The sequence below is a fragment of the Candidatus Poriferisocius sp. genome, assembly GCF_965219775.1.
GTDB lineage: Bacteria > Actinomycetota > Acidimicrobiia > Acidimicrobiales > Bin134 > Poriferisocius.
Genome location: NZ_OZ244793.1, coordinates 1,197,422 through 1,213,112 on the forward strand (window position 1 = coordinate 1,197,422; position 15,691 = coordinate 1,213,112).

General features: G+C 66.0%; 14 protein-coding genes and 1 pseudogene. 5 read left to right on the top strand and 10 right to left on the bottom strand.

The window, feature by feature from the left end:
- Positions 1-39 precede the first annotated feature (39 nt).
- From miaA to recA, 3 genes are read right to left on the bottom strand one after another with little or no spacing between them, the layout of a single operon-like run.
- Entirely contained in the window at positions 40-1,017 is a 978-nt protein-coding gene (miaA, locus tag ACOQPQ_RS05505) for a tRNA (adenosine(37)-N6)-dimethylallyltransferase MiaA (RefSeq protein WP_420640362.1), read from the bottom strand.
- Complete coding sequence (gene miaB, locus ACOQPQ_RS05510) at positions 1,014-2,465, bottom strand: tRNA (N6-isopentenyl adenosine(37)-C2)-methylthiotransferase MiaB (protein WP_420638440.1); 1,452 nt, start codon at positions 2,463-2,465, stop codon at positions 1,014-1,016. The genes miaA and miaB overlap by 4 nt, the downstream gene beginning before the upstream one ends.
- 34 nt (positions 2,466-2,499) lie before the next feature.
- The gene (gene recA / locus ACOQPQ_RS05515; protein ID WP_420640363.1) at positions 2,500-3,513 is read right to left on the bottom strand and encodes a recombinase RecA; all 1,014 of its coding nucleotides are present in this window, start codon (positions 3,511-3,513) and stop codon (positions 2,500-2,502) included.
- A gap of 246 nt (positions 3,514-3,759) precedes the next feature.
- Here recA and msrB point away from each other — a divergent pair, with 246 nt between their 5' ends.
- From msrB to ACOQPQ_RS05530, 3 genes are all read left to right on the top strand, one after another.
- Positions 3,760-4,170 carry a peptide-methionine (R)-S-oxide reductase MsrB gene (gene msrB, locus ACOQPQ_RS05520; protein ID WP_420638441.1) on the top strand — a complete coding sequence of 137 codons (411 nt, stop codon included), beginning with the start codon at positions 3,760-3,762 and terminating at the stop codon, positions 4,168-4,170.
- A gap of 1 nt (position 4,171) precedes the next feature.
- A complete protein-coding gene (locus ACOQPQ_RS05525) occupies positions 4,172-4,951 on the top strand; it encodes an SDR family NAD(P)-dependent oxidoreductase (protein WP_420638442.1) in 780 nt (259 codons plus the stop codon).
- Positions 4,952-5,013: 62 nt separating this feature from the next.
- Positions 5,014-5,376, top strand: a complete 363-nt coding sequence (locus ACOQPQ_RS05530; RefSeq protein ID WP_420638443.1) for a hypothetical protein — start codon at positions 5,014-5,016, stop codon at positions 5,374-5,376.
- A gap of 849 nt (positions 5,377-6,225) precedes the next feature.
- On the opposite strand, the gene ACOQPQ_RS05535 is transcribed toward ACOQPQ_RS05530, so the two are convergent.
- Positions 6,226-6,924: a DUF6338 family protein gene (locus ACOQPQ_RS05535; protein ID WP_420638444.1), complete on the bottom strand. Its 699-nt coding sequence runs from the start codon at positions 6,922-6,924 to the stop codon at positions 6,226-6,228.
- 208 nt (positions 6,925-7,132) lie between these two features.
- On the opposite strand from ACOQPQ_RS05535, the pseudogene ACOQPQ_RS05540 reads away from it, so the two are divergent.
- Positions 7,133-7,519: pseudogene (locus ACOQPQ_RS05540) on the top strand (type I restriction-modification system subunit M N-terminal domain-containing protein); the annotation flags it as partial.
- Positions 7,520-8,738: 1,219 nt separating this feature from the next.
- Here ACOQPQ_RS05540 and ACOQPQ_RS05545 read toward each other — a convergent pair.
- From ACOQPQ_RS05545 to ACOQPQ_RS05560, 4 genes are all read right to left on the bottom strand, one after another.
- Complete coding sequence (locus tag ACOQPQ_RS05545) at positions 8,739-8,954, bottom strand: hypothetical protein (protein ID WP_420638445.1); 216 nt, start codon at positions 8,952-8,954, stop codon at positions 8,739-8,741.
- A 25-nt stretch (positions 8,955-8,979) separates the two neighbouring features.
- Positions 8,980-9,585, bottom strand: a complete 606-nt coding sequence (locus tag ACOQPQ_RS05550; RefSeq protein WP_420638446.1) for a hypothetical protein — start codon at positions 9,583-9,585, stop codon at positions 8,980-8,982.
- Positions 9,586-9,886: 301 nt separating this feature from the next.
- Positions 9,887-10,522, bottom strand: coding sequence for an isochorismatase family protein (locus tag ACOQPQ_RS05555; protein ID WP_420638447.1), 636 nt, complete (start codon positions 10,520-10,522; stop codon positions 9,887-9,889).
- Positions 10,523-10,610: 88 nt separating this feature from the next.
- A complete protein-coding gene (locus tag ACOQPQ_RS05560; RefSeq protein WP_420638448.1) occupies positions 10,611-11,807 on the bottom strand; it encodes a CaiB/BaiF CoA transferase family protein in 1,197 nt (398 codons plus the stop codon).
- 24 nt (positions 11,808-11,831) lie between these two features.
- Here ACOQPQ_RS05560 and ACOQPQ_RS05565 point away from each other — a divergent pair, with 24 nt between their 5' ends.
- Positions 11,832-12,743: a hydroxymethylglutaryl-CoA lyase gene (locus ACOQPQ_RS05565; RefSeq protein ID WP_420638449.1), complete on the top strand. Its 912-nt coding sequence runs from the start codon at positions 11,832-11,834 to the stop codon at positions 12,741-12,743.
- Between the two features lie 10 nt (positions 12,744-12,753).
- Here the strand turns inward: ACOQPQ_RS05565 and ACOQPQ_RS05570 are convergent, their stop codons facing one another.
- Both ACOQPQ_RS05570 and ACOQPQ_RS05575 read right to left on the bottom strand, forming a co-directional pair.
- Positions 12,754-14,226 (bottom strand): dihydroorotase, encoded by a 1,473-nt coding sequence (locus tag ACOQPQ_RS05570; protein ID WP_420638450.1) that lies wholly within the window; start codon positions 14,224-14,226, stop codon positions 12,754-12,756.
- Between the two features lie 48 nt (positions 14,227-14,274).
- Positions 14,275-15,687, bottom strand: coding sequence for an MmgE/PrpD family protein (locus tag ACOQPQ_RS05575; RefSeq protein ID WP_420638451.1), 1,413 nt, complete (start codon positions 15,685-15,687; stop codon positions 14,275-14,277).
- Between the last annotated feature and the right edge of the window lie 4 nt (positions 15,688-15,691).

The following is a 15,691-nucleotide window of genomic DNA, read 5'->3' on the forward strand; positions in this document are numbered from 1 at the left end:
CCATTTCGGATTCCTGGTTTCGCGGGGATGATGCTGCGTTCATGTCGGCAACCGGCGCGGCAAGCCGTGGGCAAGGGCTTGTTCGGCCAGGGCTTCGGGCGCGGCGTCGGCGGGGAGCCACACGATGCGGGGGTCGCGCCGGAACCACCGCTCCTGGCGACGGGCGAAGCGGCGGGTGCGGCGAATGGCCAGCACCACCGCCTCGTCCAGCGACATCTCACCGCGGAGGTGGGCCAGCAACTCCCGGTACCCCAGCGCCTGCGACGCGGTGCGCGACAGCGGGGGGCGGCGGTCGGCCAGAGCCTGCACCTCGGCCAGGAGGCTGTCGGCCATCAGGCGGTGGAAGCGCTCTTCGACGCGCCGGTCGATCTCGGGCCGGGGCAGCGACAGGCCGATCTGGGCGATACCGCCGGGCGGATACTCCCCCAGGCCGGGCCCGTAGGACGAGAACGGCCGCCCGCTCCCCACGGTCACTTCCAAAGCCCGCACCACCCGTCGGCGGTTGGTGGGCTCCATCCGGGTGGCGGCCACCGGATCGAGTTCGGCCAACCGGCGGTGAAGCGCCGGGGTGTCGGGCTCGTTCTCCAACTCGGCCACGGTGGCCGGAAACCGGCCGGGGATGTCCAGGTCGTCGATCACCGCCCGGTGGTACAGCCCGGTCCCGCCCACCAGCACGGCCACCCGGCCCCGGTCGGCGATGTCGGCCAGGGCCTGCCGGGCGGCCTCTTGGAACCGGGTGAGGGAGTAGTCCTCGGAGGGGTCGGCCACGTCCACCAGGTGATGGGGCACCTCGGCCCGCACCAGGGCCGACGGCTTGTCGGTGCCGATGTCCATTTCTCGGTACACCTGCATGGAGTCCACCGAGACGATCTCGGCACCCCCGCCTGGGTCGGCTTCTGAGCCTCGCAGACACCGGGCGATGGCCAGCGCCACCGCCGACTTGCCGCTGGCCGTGGGCCCGACGATGGCGAGCCTCTCGGGCGCCCCTTGTGAATCCGGAAGCGACCGGCCGCTCAGTGGGCCACCACCGGGATCCGGGTGCGCTCCGCCGGTTCCTGGGCCACCACCGGGATCCGGGTGCGCCAACGGGGCGGGGCGGTGACGCGGGCCAGTTCGCCGCGCAGGTGATGGGCCCCCGCCGCGGTCACGTCCACCTCGGCGTAGGTGCCCGGCCTGAGCGGATCCGGCGAGGGGAAATGGACCAGTCGGTTCTGGCGGGTCCGGCCGGTGAGCACGCCAGGGTCACGCTTCGACGGCCCTTCCACCACCACCTCTTCACGGCGACCCACCCGGGCCTGGTTGCCCCGGCGACTGGAACGCTCCACCACCGCCCGGAGTCGTTCGAAGCGGTCCCGTACCTCGTCGGGATCACAGAATCGGTCGGCCATCTCGGCGGCCTCGGTGCCGGGCCGGGGGGAGAACACAAAGGTGAAGGCGGAGTCGAACTCGGCCTCGGCCGCCACCAGCAGGGTCTGCTCGAAGTCGTCCTCGGTCTCACCGGGGAACCCCACGATGATGTCGGTGGACACCGCCAGATCGTCCACCGCGGCCCGAGCCGCCCGCAGCCGCTGCAGGTACCGCTCGGCGGTGTAGCCCCGGTGCATGGCGGCCAGCACCCGGTCGCTGCCCGCCTGCAGGGGCAGGTGCAGGTGCTCGCACGCCGCGGGCACCTCGGCCATGGCCTCGATGGTCTCGGGCCGAAGATCCTTGGGGTGGGGGCTGGTGAACCGGATCCGCTCGATGCCCTCCACCGCGCCCAGGGCCCGCAGCAGGTCGGCGAACAGGGGGCGCAACGCCACTCCTTCGCCCGCCTGGCGGCGAGCCCGCTGCAGATCCCGCCCGTAGGAGTTGACGTTTTGACCCAACAAGGTGATCTCGGTGACCCCTCCGGCCACCAGCTCGCGGGCTTCGGCCACCAACAACTCCATCGGGCGGCTGATTTCCGCTCCTCGGACTGAGGGCACGATGCAAAAGGCGCACGAGTTGTCGCAGCCCACCTGGATGGTCATCCAGGCGGCGTAGGGTGCGTCGCGGCGCACCGGCAGAGCCGAGGGGAAGCTGTTGCGGTCGTCCTCGACCGCTTCCTCCAGGATCTCGACCACGGGACCGTCGGCGGCCGCGCCGATCAACTCCGCGGCCCGATGAACGTTGTGGGTGCCGAACACCACGTCCACATGGTCGGCCCGCTCGGTGATCAGCTCCCGGTCCTTTTGGGCCAGGCAACCGGCCACGGCGATCTGCAGGTCGGGGCGCTCCTGTTTGAGCCGCTTGAGGTGGCCGAGCTGCCCGTAGAGCTTGTTGTCGGCGTTCTCGCGGATGCAGCAGGTGTTGAGCACGATGACGTCGGCCGACTCCATGGCGTCGGCCGATGTCATCCCGTCGGCCTCCAAGAGACCGGCGATGCGCTCGGTATCGTGCTCGTTCATCTGACACCCGTAGGTGCGGATGAAGTAGCTGCGACTCACCCGGCCAGGCTACCCGTCGGCCCCCGGCGGACCGCTAAGCAGTTGATGCGGCGGATTCGGGATCCGGTGTCTCTACCGTTTCCTCTTCGGCGGGCGGACGCACCGTCCGCCACACCCGCTCGGTGATCTCCACCATGATCTCGGGGTGCTCACCCAGAAACGACTTGGCCTTCTCCCGACCCTGGCCGAGGTGCTCACCCTCGTAGGTGAACCACGCCCCCGACTTGTCGACGATGCCCAGGTCGACGCCCACGTCGAGCAGGGAGCCCTCCCGGCTGATGCCCCTGGAGTACATGATGTCGAACTCGGCCTGCCGGAACGGCGGGGCCACCTTGTTCTTGACCACCTTGACCCGGGTGCGGTTGCCCACCACGTCGACCCCCTGCTTGAGGGACTCGATGCGGCGGATGTCCAGCCGCACCGACGAGTAGAACTTCAGCGCCCGGCCACCCGGCGTGGTCTCGGGTGACCCGAACATCACGCCGATCTTCTCCCGGAGCTGGTTGATGAAGATGCACACCGTCTTGGACTTGTTCAGGTTGGCGGTGAGCTTGCGCAGGGCCTGCGACATGAGCCGGGCCTGCAGCCCCACGTGGGTGTCGCCCATGTCGCCCTCGATCTCCGCTCGGGGGGTGAGGGCGGCCACCGAGTCGATGACGATCACGTCGAGCGCGCCCGACCGGATCAACATGTCGGCGATCTCCAGGGCCTGCTCACCGGTGTCGGGCTGCGAGATCAACAGCTCGTCCACGTCCACGCCGATGGCTTTCGCGTAGATCGGGTCGAGGGCGTGCTCGGCGTCCACGAAGGCGCAGATGCCACCGTTGCGCTGGGCCTCGGCCACCGCGTGCAGGGCCAAGGTGGTCTTGCCCGAGGACTCCGGGCCGTAGATTTCCACCACCCGGCCTCGGGGCAGTCCACCGACGCCCAGGGCCAGGTCGAGGGCCAGGGCCCCGGTGGGGATGGTCTCGATCGCCATGGCGCCCTTCTCGCCCATTTTCATGACGGCACCTTGGCCGAATTGCTTCTCGATCTGGCCGAGGGCCATTTCCAGTGCTTTTTCTCGCTCCACATCTCCTCCTTAGGGTTGTGTTTCGCGGCTGCGAACTGTGGGGGGAATGTCGAGCCACACTGTAGAGACGACCGGTGACAGTTGGTCGCCCGGTAACGACACCAGCGTAGTTACGGGGACCGTATTTGACAAGTACCCGACGGCTCGGCGCCGCCCCGCCGAATGGGGTGGGATCGGCGCCAACCTGGCCCCACCACGGCGAGAATCCGCTACCGTGGACCCATGGTTGAGCGGACCTTCACCGACGAGGAGCTGCGCGAACGGCTCACGGCCGAGCAGTACCACATCACCCAGCAGGCCGGCACCGAGCGGGCCTTCACCGGCGAATACTGGGACTGCAAGGACGAGGGCACCTACCGGTGCCGGGTGTGCGACGTGGTGCTGTTCTCCTCGGAGGCCAAGTACGACTCCGGCACGGGCTGGCCGTCGTTCTACGAGGAGGCCGCCGAGGGCAAGGTGGTGCGCCATACCGATGCCAGTCACGGCATGGTGCGCACCGAAGCGGTGTGTGCGGCGTGCGGGGCCCACCTGGGCCACGTGTTCCCCGACGGGCCGCACCCCACCGGTGAGCGATACTGCATGAACTCGGCGTCGCTGCGACTCGACCGAGACGATTCCGGAGAGGAGAACTGACATGGGCAGATTGGACGGCAAGGTGGCCATCATCACCGGCGGAGCCCGGGGCCAGGGCGAGGCCGAGGTGCGGTTGTTCGCCGCCGAGGGGGCCAAGGTGCTCTTCGGCGACGTGCTCCACGACCAGGGGGAGGCGGTGGCCGCCGACGTGGGGTCGAGCGTTCACTATGTGCCGCTGGACGTGACCGACCCTGGGGCCTGGGAGGCGGCGGTGGCCGAGACCGTCAGCCGGTTCGGCGCCCCCGACGTACTGGTGAACAACGCCGGGGTGCTCCAGTTCGGGGTGTCGCTGGTGGACACCACCCTGGACGACTACATGCGGGTGGTCAACATCAACCAGGTAGGGCCCTTCCTGGGCATGAAGTACACCGTGCCCGCCATGATCGACGCGGGCAAGGGTGGGTCCATCGTGAATATCAGTTCCACCAACGGGCTGGCGGGCTTCGGCGGCACCATGGCCTACACCGCCTCGAAGTTCGCGGTGCGGGGCATGACCAAGACGGCTGCGCTGGAATTGGGAAGGCACGGCATCCGGGTCAACTCCATCCACCCCGGTGGGGTGGACACCGCCATGACCTCCCTGGATGCCCTGGGCGGCACCATGACCGAGGAGGCCCAACAGGCGGCGTACGCCATGATCCCGCTGGGCCGGGTGGCCCAGCCCCAGGAAATCGCCCGCCTGGCCCTGTACCTGGCCTCCGACGAGTCCTCCTACAGCACCGGATCGGAGTTCGTCGCCGACGGCGGCATGCTCGCCGGCGCCGTCAACCCCGACATCTGACCCACCCCCATCCCTTCACGCCAACCATGCCTCCAGAACCAGGAGATGGTTAGCCCGGCAGGATGCCACTTCTCCTGTTCTTCCAGTTTCTATTTCCTGTAGCACTGTTGGTTCTGTTAGCCGGAACGCTTCGGATTCTCTTGACCGGTGACGGCAACAGGGCAACCTGGCGCTTTCTTGGCGCGTGGCTCGTCGGGACAGCACTGCTGTACTCCTTGGCCACCATGATTGTCCTGGCTGCGGACCGTGACTGGGATGATCCGGACAGTCCCAGCCGATTGGGGTCAATGGGAGAGCCAGTTGTGGCAGTGACGGTCATCGTGCTCTCGGCAGCATTCGCCCTTCTTCCGCGCCGCAAGGCCGTGCTGTTCCCCGCACTGATCTCACTCCCCTTCCAGGTCTGGTACTGGATGCCCATCTTCTGAGGCCCGACACCACCCCCCACTCCCAGCTACGTCGCGTAGAGCCGGATAAGCGAAGGCTGGAGTTGGACCAACCCATCCGTTCTCTGCGCCTTGGCCTGAAGCGACACGGACTTCAAACACGGTCGGTTGACGACGAGATCGCTATCCGTTCGGTGGAACTGGGTTCACAGGGCCTCCACCCGGATCCGGCAGATCGCATGATCGTGGCGACTGCCGAAATCGAGGGCATGCGGCTCTTGACTGCTGATCGGCTGATCACGGCTTGGGCCCAGCAGACCCGAGCCATTGAGGTAGCCGACCCCAGTGCCTGATGCCAAGACCCCCCACCCAAGAGTCAACGCTCTCAGGGTCTAGCGCCACGGCGGCCGGCGCCGTCAACCCCGACCGCTGACCCAACCGGAGAACCGTTTAGAGTAGGTTTAGAGTACCGCTGAATCCCCAGGTCAGAGGCCGACAGAGCGTTTAGAGTACGCTTTGAGCCACATATGTCATTTGAAGTGCACCGCCCTGTGGGCACGGGGATCCCTGAGCCACTTCCCCAAAGTCTCAAGCAGAGACACCAGTAGAACGGAGGGGTGGAGAGGGCCCGAAAGTCCACAACAGTGCCTTCGCGGGCAGGGGCACTGCACTCCGACCCGACAGGGAGGCGGCTCGCCGGTGGGTGACCGGCAACGAGGTCAGTCGCTGGACTCCGACGGCTGGGCCCGCGCCGGCTCCGAGACATCTTCTGACGCATCAGAACTGGGGGGCTGAGGCTTCTGCAGGAAAGCAGGTGGAATCTGATCCAAGCTCGCCCTTCCGATCGGGCTGTAGCCGCGCCTCTCCGGACGAGTGTCTACTCTGCGAACCTTACGACGTCTCTTCATTAGGATTGTCTCCTTTCAGGTTGACATCATATGAGTCAAGCGGGGCAAAGTCAATTGTCTCCACATCCCTAGACTTTACCAGCACTCCACCTTGAGTCACACATGGCTGACCATCCTCTACAATTACTTCGCCTGAGTTCTGGTCAAGTTTCAATGCTACAGATATGTAGATATCTCGTTCTTCATACCCCTCTGATACATATGACCCAACGGGTGTACTGCTATCGTACAGACCACCTACCCATCTACCCGAATGGAGCTTACACCTGACATAGCCCACTTCTCTTGATCCAAATAGATGGTCCCGGGCTGTTGGTGAGCTTGTTTTGGGAAGCAGGCTGTCGAGCCAGTCATGTCGCTTGGATGATCTCCGCAGCACTGATGCCACAATTCCCACAAGCCAGCCTGCAGCCGCGGGAATGACCACGTAGCCAAGGGGAAAGAGATAGGCCTCCACGGGCAGCGACTGCTGGGAGGTGATGTCATCCCAGTAGGTGGTGTAGAACCAGTGCAAGGGCCAAGCACCGGCCGCCAACCAACCGGCTGAAGTGGCTGCGTACCGGAGCAGCCAGTCCCTTCCCCTCCCGCTGTAGAGGGGACGCTGCAGGGAATAGCCCCACCCGAACAGCAAGCCAGGGGCCAGCAGCGCTACCAAGAGCAATGATCCAGCAGTCAGAGACATCGTGCATCCACCTTTCTCACCGGTCCCTCACCGGTCCTCCTTGGCCGCTCCGGGGTTCCTGGCCGAGAAAGTACTGGGGGGCGGTGACACTTTGCCTCGGGCCACCCAGCGTGCGACCGGGCCAGGCCCACGCGCTCGGGTCGCCCGTCGGGAACGGGATGGGGAAGAATGGCGGCGGTACGCCACGAAACGCTGAGAGGGGGCGCTGGTGGGCACTGATCTGGCGGAGTTGCAGGGGCGGCTGTGGGAGGCAGCGGATCAGCTTCGGGCCAACTCGGGGCTGAAGGCGTCGGAGTACTCCACACCGGTGCTGGGCCTGATCTTCCTGCGCTACGCCGACTTGCGGTTCGCCGAAGCCCACGCCGACCTGGAAGGGCGGGGATCCGCCCGCCGCACCATCGGCCCAGCGGACTACCACGCCAAGGGGGTGCTGTACCTGCCGGAAGCAGCCCGCTTCGTGGAGCGCCAGCGCAAGAATCCGGCGAGGGAACTGTCCATCTACGGCCAAGAGAAGACGAGGAAGACCGTGAAACTGGCTGTCCACGGCCTCGCCGAAGAAATCGCCGAAGCCAACACCTACTACGACAACATCCACCAAGCAGGGTTGAAATCACCTCCTTACAAGGATCAAAGCAATGGCCCACTCCATTTGCTTGGTCGCCTACAAGGTTCGACAAGAGTCTTGTAGTCTGGATGCCACCCTAATGTACTGGATGACAATTTGTATTAGTGGAGCAGTGAGCATACTGGTGGGAATCGGACTGTGGGCATTCCTGCCACGTGGCATAACTTTGAGATCTGAAGTTGCAACGGGAGACGACCTTGCAGAACCACTTCTTGATACATGGAAGATCTGGAACGATGGACCTGTACCCATACGCTTGCAATCGGTCATCATATCTGGGCCAGCTATATCAGATGAATACTTGGACAGAAAGAGATCTCCACAGGGGAAACCTGTAGCGGCTGCCTTCTGTGGCCAGGTAGGCAAAACTTATGGGGCATCAGTTGAAGTCCACCTTGTTGCTGATCATCACTACCTGATTGGCGAGATAGCTCGAGGGTGGACTGATATTGTACTTCAACACAGAGATTTCTTGATTGCCCATGTACCCCAACATTCATCACTATGTTTCAAATATCGACGAGATGGGAGATGTGGCATTGTCGAAAGACAGGAGCTTACAATTCATGGCAATGTTTGACAGATTGTTGGAGGTAAACATAGTACACCTGATTCTTCTACGGCTGGTAACATGCGTTGTCTACACCTCTGGGCCATGAGTCTTTTGGGTACCCTGTTAGATTGCTTGCACTGACAGTGACCATGACCCAGAGCCCAATCGGTACCACAGACTGCACACTCTACCAATTGTATTGTACCTAGGTTTGGACCGCATAGTATGGGAAGGACTTTGGCGTGATATGGATCCACTAGAACTAACAGCACGAGCCAGCCTCGGGCTGGATGCCCCACCTGTCCTGCGACCCCTTTTTGCCCTGCTCAATTGATCAACTCTACCGACTAGTCGCTCATCATCTGGGCAACAATGAGAGGCAGCTTTTGCCCCAACAGATCGATCAGTTCGATCCCAGATTTAGTCGTCTATTTCGATTCAGGTACCCTGCCCATATGGAGGGCCCTCCTTCTCACGAGCTCGAGTGGTGGATTTGCTGTCAAACAGAAACCGATGAACTATCTCGTTCCCTGGCAGATCTTGTCTGGCTAGACAGAAGCAACGTACATTGAATCCCTTGGCCATTGCCTTCTCTTGTGGGTTGCATCGGATGCGCTTTTCCTTCATGAACACTGCCTAGCCATTTGTTCCCGCGAGTTCTGACCACACTTCATCCTTAACATCCTGGCCTTCGGTCTCGCCATAATTCTCGGATAGCGTGACCAGGTACAGGCCTGCTTCGCGGAGCAGCTTGGGAACTTCGATCGGGCCGAGGCTGCGGTCCAGGAAGAGGTCCGGCAGCCTGTCGGGACGCGACACGGACGACTTCTTCGAGATGGTCGATTGGAGCACCGGGGAACTTTGGAAGTGGCGAGTGTCAACCAGTCTCGAGCAACACGATCCGCTCACCGTGGTCGGTGAGCTTCTCCAGCACTCGGTCAACCCGATCATTCAGGGCGGTGACCTGGCCGCGAAGCACTTCCATGTGGGATGCCACCGTGCTGATCTGGCCCTGAAGCTCAGCCTCGACCCGAACGATCTCCTCCCGCACAGAGGCGATCTCACCTCGGAGCGAGGTCTCCAGGGTGGACATGTTGCCCTGCAGGTCCGCCAACTTGCCCCGAACCTCGGCGATCTCGCCCCGCAGCGAGGCACCCAGCTCGGCCATCTCGCCCCGCAGCGAGGCACCCTGCTGAGACATCTCACCCCGAACCTCGGCGATCTCACCCCGCAGCGACTCTTCCAGCCGAGCCATCTCGCCCCGCAGCGAGGCACCCAGCTCGGACATCTCACCCCGAAGGGCGGCGATCTCACCCCGCAGCGAGGCACCCAGCTCGGACATCTCACCCCGCAGCGAGGCACCCAGCTCGGACATCTCACCCCGCAGCGAGGCGATCTCACCCCGCAGCGAGGTTTCCAGCCCAGCCATCTCACCCCTGAGGTCGGCGATCTCACCCCGCAGTGAGGTTTCCAGCCCAGCCATCTCACCCCTGAGCGACCCTCCCAGCTTGTCAATTGACGATCGAAGATCGCGGTGGTAGTAGAAAGTGAGTGCCAGCAGGCTGCCCCAAAGGCCCGAAAGCACGCCGATACTTGCTAAATCCATCAGTTTCTGCCCTTGCAAAGGATTTGAGGGGGGAAGTGACAGGGGAAGGGTTCTGTGGGGCCACCCTAGCAGCCACTGGTGACCGCACCTGCCCGACCCTGCCTTCTCCCACGGTCTGCTTCGATGAGCGCAATGGCTGCGGCCAAAGCCGCAGTGCCCCTACCCGGTGACTGAGGTGTCAGGCGGTGGAAAAGCCGGCCAGATGGTTGAGGGCTTCCTGTTCGGAGACCACGTCGGCGTACTTGGCGTCGAGGTCGAAGAGGTTGGCGTCGTGGACGCTCGGGTCGCGATCGCCGCAGGCGTCGCGTATCACGATGGGAATGAAGCCGTTTTGGCAGGCGTCCACGGCGGTGGCTCGCACACAGCCGCTGGTGGAGACCCCGGCGATCATCAGGGTGTCGATGCCCATGGCGGTGAGCGTGGGGGCCAGCGAGGTGCCGAAGAAGGCCGAGGCGTACTGCTTGGTGACCACCACCTCTCCCTCGGCGGGCTCCAGACCCTCGCCGAACGCGGCCAGGGGATTGCCCCGCACAAAGCACTCCAGGGCCGCCACCTTGCGAAAGAAGATCCCGCCGTCGGCGCCGCCGGGCTGGAACTCCACCCTGGTGTGCAACACCGGAACCCCGGCCTCCCGAGCGGCAACCAGCACCCGCACGCACGACCGCCGGGCCTCCTCCACCCCGGCGTACAGCGGCGAATCCTCATCCAGGTAAGCCCGGCAGAAGTCCACCACCACCAGAGCGGGCGCCGCCCCGAATCCCAACCGGTTGCTGAATCCGGCCCGCCTGTAGTCCTCAGCCAGCGGATCGCTCATCGACCGGAGACCCTACCGGGGCGGCTGCGAAGCCACGGACAGTATCCAACCGGCGCGAGGCCTTTCCCGCCACCCAACACACCACCCATCACGAGATGATCCCGTCGGCGCGGAGCCGGGCCTGCTCGGCGTCGCTCAGCCCGAGAATGCCGCCGAACACCTCGTCGTTGTGCTCGCCCAGCGTCGGGCCCGACCAGTCGATGGACCCAGGGGTGTCCGACAGCTTGGGCACCACGTTCTGCATGGGGATCGACCCGAAGTCGGGGCTGTCGACCCAGGCGATGGCCTGGCGGGCAGCGAAGTGCTCGTCGGCCAGCATCTCCGGGGCCCGGTACATCTGGCCGTTGGGCACACCGTGCTCGTTCAACAACTCGTGGAGCTCGTCGGCATCCAGGGTGGCCGACCACTCGGCGATCATCTCGTCGAGCATGAGCTGGTTGTCGCCCCGGGCGATGTGGGTGGCAAACCGGGGGTCGTCGCCCAACTCGGGGCGGCCCATGGCCTGGGCGAGCCGACGCCACACCGTGTCCTGATTGCCGGAGATGAGGTGCATCTTGTTGTCGCGGGTGGGATACACGTTGGCCGGGGCGATGTTGGGGATCATCGACCCGGTGCGCTCCCGGATGAAGTCGGCCACGTGGTACTCGGTGAGCAGCGACTCCATGACGGCCAGCACCGACTCGTAGAGGGCGGCGTCCACCACTTGACCCCTACCGGTGCGCTGCCGGGCGTGCAGGGCGTTGAGGGTGCCGATGGTGGCGAACATGGCGGTGAGCGTGTCGCCGATGCTGATGCCGGTTCGGCTGGGCATCCGGTCGGGGTCGCCGGTGGTGTAGCGAATGCCGCCGACCGCCTCGCCGATGGCCCCGAAACCGGGCTGGCCCGCGTAGGGGCCGCTCTGACCGTAGCCCGACACCCGGGTGACGATGAGGCGGGGATTGCGGGCCAACAGGTCGTCGGGGGCGAGGTTCCAGCGCTCCAGTGTGCCCGGTCGGAAGTTCTCCACCAGCACATCGGCGGTGGCCGTCAGCCGTCGCACCAGGTCTTGCCCGGCCTCCTCCCGCAGGTTGACGGTGACGGACTTCTTGCCCCGCCCCACCACCGGCCACCACAGCGACTTGCCGTCGGCCTTCTCCTGACCCCAGGCCCGCATGGGGTCGCCGGTGCCGGGGGGCTCGACTTTGATGACCTCGGCGCCGTGATCGGCCAGTTGCTGACCACAAAACGGCCCAGCAAGCAGCGTGCCGATCTCGATCACCCGGATGTCATCCAGAGCACCAGTCATGGCTCAAGTATTGTTTCTGGGGCCATGAACAGCGAGCACAACGGGCAACGGATCACCTTGGTCGAGGTGGCGCCCCGAGACGGACTGCAGGCCGACCCGGCCGATCTGACCTCCGAGCAGAAGATCGAGCTGGTCGAACGGCTGGCGGCGGCCGGGCACCGTCGCATTGAAGCGGCCAGCTTTGTGAGCCCCAAGGCGGTACCCAAGATGGCCGACGGCGACGCCGTGATGGCCGGGGTTACACGATCGGCTGGCGTGAGCTACAGCGCCCTGGTGTTCAACCAGCGGGGCCTGGAGCGGGCCATGGCGGCCGAGGTGGATGAGATCTGTGGCGTGGTGGTGGCCAGCGAGACGTTCTCCCAGGCCAACCAGCGGGCTTCGGTGGCCGAATCCATCGAGCGGTGGCGGGCCATCAGCGGTGCGGCCCGACAAGCGGGCGTCACCACGGCGGTCACGATATCGGCGGCCTGCGGGTGCCCCTACGAGGGGCCGGTCGACCCCGAGCGGGTGCTGGACATCGTGGCCGAGGTGGCCGAGACCGAACCCGACGAGATCGTGTTGGCCGACACCGTGGGGGCCGGGGTGCCGACCCAGGTGGCGGCGTTGTTCGAAGGGGTGAGCCGGCGGGCGCCGGGCATCGCCCGACGGGGGCACTTCCACAACACCAGGAACACGGCCCTGGCCAACATCGCCGCCGCCATCGACGTAGGGGTACGGACCTTCGACGCCAGCCTGGGCGGGGTGGGGGGCTGCCCGTTCGCCCCCCGGGCCACCGGCAACGTGGCAACCGAGGACGTGGTGTATCTGGCGCACGGAATGGGCTACGACACCGGCCTGGACCTGGACGCCCTCATTGCCACCACCGCCTGGTTGGAGGACCAACTCGGCCACGGGGTGCCCAGCCTGGTGGCCAAGGCCGGCGGCTTCCCCGGCTGAGCACTCCCGGCTAGCGGCCCACCGTGGGGCGCTTCAGATAGCTCCCGTGAGGGGTGCCCACCACCAGGCCGTCGGCCAGGATGCGCCGGCCCCGCAACCACACGTGGCGGACCCGGCCTTGCAACTCCTGGCCCTCGAAGGGGGTATAGCCCTGGCTGGAGGCCGACTGTTCGGCCCGCACCACGTGGCTGACGGCCGGATCGAGCAGGGCGATGTCGGCGTCGTAGCCAGGTGAGATAGTGCCTTTGGTGCCGAGGCCGTAGCGCCGAGCCGGGTTCCAGGCCAGCAGTCGGGCCATGTCCACCAGGGGCAATCCCCGGCGGGAACCCTCCGAATAGAGCCCGTTGAGCAGGTACTCGGTGCCCCCGAACCCGCTCTTGGCCAGCCAGATGTCGTCGGGGTTCTCGGCGGACACCTTGGCCTCGGCCCGACAGCAGGCGTGGTCGCTGACCACCCAGTGGACCTGTCCGGCCAGCACGTGCTCCCAGAGGGCTTCCACGTCGGCCCGGGGACGGATGGGCGGGTTGACCTTGCCCCAGGGGTCGCCCGAGGTCTCGATGTCCACCAGCAGGTGGCCGATGGTCACCTCCCGGCGGAAGTCCACGTTCTCGAAGCACCGCTCCATGCGCAGCGCGGCGTCCATGGCCTTGGCCGACGACAAGTGCAGCAGGTTGATGTTGGCCACCTCGGTCTCGTGGGCCAGGTAGGAGGCAATGGTGACGGCCAGTCCCTCGGAGTGCGGGGGCCGCGAGGCCGAGTAGGCGGCCAGCCCGGCCAGGCGACCCTCGGCTTCCACCAGGTGGGTGTAGGCCGTCATGATCTCCGCGGTTTCGCAGTGCAGCGACAGCGACAGCGCCTCGGCCAGGTGGGGGTGATCCCGTCGGGCCTGGGCGATGCCCCGCATGATGAACTCGAAGTGGGCCAGGTCGTAACGCTCGCCCGGGGGGATCATGAGGAAGTTGCTCTGATCGTCGCTGGCACCGTGGAGGCCGTGCGACCCGTAGAACATGAAGATCTTGAACGAGGTGACCCCGTGGTCGGAGGCCAGCAGGGGTATCTCGTCGATGTGGCTCGACTGCATGGGAGCCAGGTGAAATCCGTAGTCCACGTGGCTGCGGCCCTCGATCTGGCGCAGCACCTCGGGAAAGAACTCGGCGTAAGGGCCACCCCGGTTGAGGTAGTACTGCCCGGTCCGCATGTAGTTGAGCACCGTGGTGGTGCCGCCTTGGGCGGCGGCCCGACTCTCGCTCGTGGCATCCTCGGGGAGCGGGTTGTAGATGCCCATGTGGGTGTGGGCGTCCACCGAGCCGGGAAAGGCGATGAGTCCCGAGGCGTCGACGATCTCGGCGGTGGCCGGAGCCTCGGCCACCAGGCCCGCTCCCACGCCGCTGATGCGCCCGTCGGCGATGGCAATGTCGAGCCGCTCGGCGACGCCGACGTCGGGACGGACGACGGTGGCTCCGGTGATCACGGTGTCGGTCATGATCGAAAGCTCACTTCGGCCAGAGGGCCCCAGGGAGACCGGTGTCGGTCACGGTGGGGTGCCCAAGTCGGCCAGAGGGGCCAACAGTTTGGCGGTGGAGGCGGCCCGGTCGAGATCGGCCAGGGTTTCGTGCATCTGTCGGGCAACGGCGTCGTCGACCAGCCCGGCCACGTTGTCGCCGTACTTGGCGGCCAGCTCCCGGGCCGACAGGGGCCGGGCGGGGCTGCCCCGGTTGACCAGCACCTCCTCGGTCAGGGTGTCGCCGTCGGTGGTGCGCACCGTCAGGCGGGAGGGGAAGTGGAAGGGGTAGATGTCCGTGAACTCGGGCTCGCCCACCACCTCGACGCGGGCCGTGAGCGCCCGGCGCGCCGGATCACGGGCCAAGGCATCGGTGAAGTCGGCCAGGCCCACGCAGAGGCTGCCCCCTGAGATGGGACCGAAGAGCCCCGCGGCCACCGTGTAGGGGCCGCTGAACTGGGCTTGGTAGCCGGTGTCGGGGTTGCGCTTTTGGTCGAGGGGCTCGCCGATGGTTCGCACCGTGGGCGGGGCCACCGCCAGCACGGCGTGGGCGATGTCGTCGGGGCGCACGCCCCGCTCACGCAACCCGATGGCGGCGTCGATGCCGGTGTGGGTGAAGTGGTTGGCGGGGTAGGGCTTGAAGAAGACGCCGGCCGCCTCCCAGGTGTGGCCCAGCTCATGGGTGACCGCCTCGGGGTTGGCCTGGTCGCCGAGGAAGGCCTGGAACAGCCCGAAGCGGCCTTCGATGGCGGTGGGTGGACCGGTGAAGCCACGAACGGCGAGTTGGGCGGCGGTGATGCCCGCCCGAGCGGCCCAACCGCAGTGCAGGCGCTTGACGGTACCGCCCGCCCGGTTGGCCTCGATGATGCCGGAGCCCATGCTGCAGGCGATGCCCATGGCGTGGGCGATGACCTCGGCCGACGCCCCCATGAGCCGGGCGGCGGTCGCGGCCGACCCCACCGCCCCGCAGATGGAGGTGGCGTGTTGGCCCCGCTCGAAGTACACCGACTGGCGGGCAACGGGGTCGTAGCCGCCCATCCCCAGCCGCACGGCGATCTCGATGCCCACGGCCACGGCGTCGATCACCGCGGCACCGGGAACATCCCGCCATTCGGCCACGGCCAGCGAGGCGGGCACCACCGAGGCGCTGGGGTGGAGGATGGAGGGAAGGTGGGTGTCGTCGTAGTCGAGGGAGTGGGCCAACACCCCGTTGACGAACCCGGCTTCGGCCGCCGACACGGCCCGGCCCGCCCCGATGGCGGTGGCCTGGGGTGCGGTGGCTTGGTCGGAGGCGAACGCCATGGCCGCCCGTGAGGTGTCCAGGGTGCTCGCCCGTACCGCGATGCCCACGATGTCGATGATGCGGGCAGGGATGCCCCGGCGAACCTCCTCGGGCACCGGGCCGTGGGCCAAGGCGGCCAGCCGGGCCACTATCGGGGACATCGCA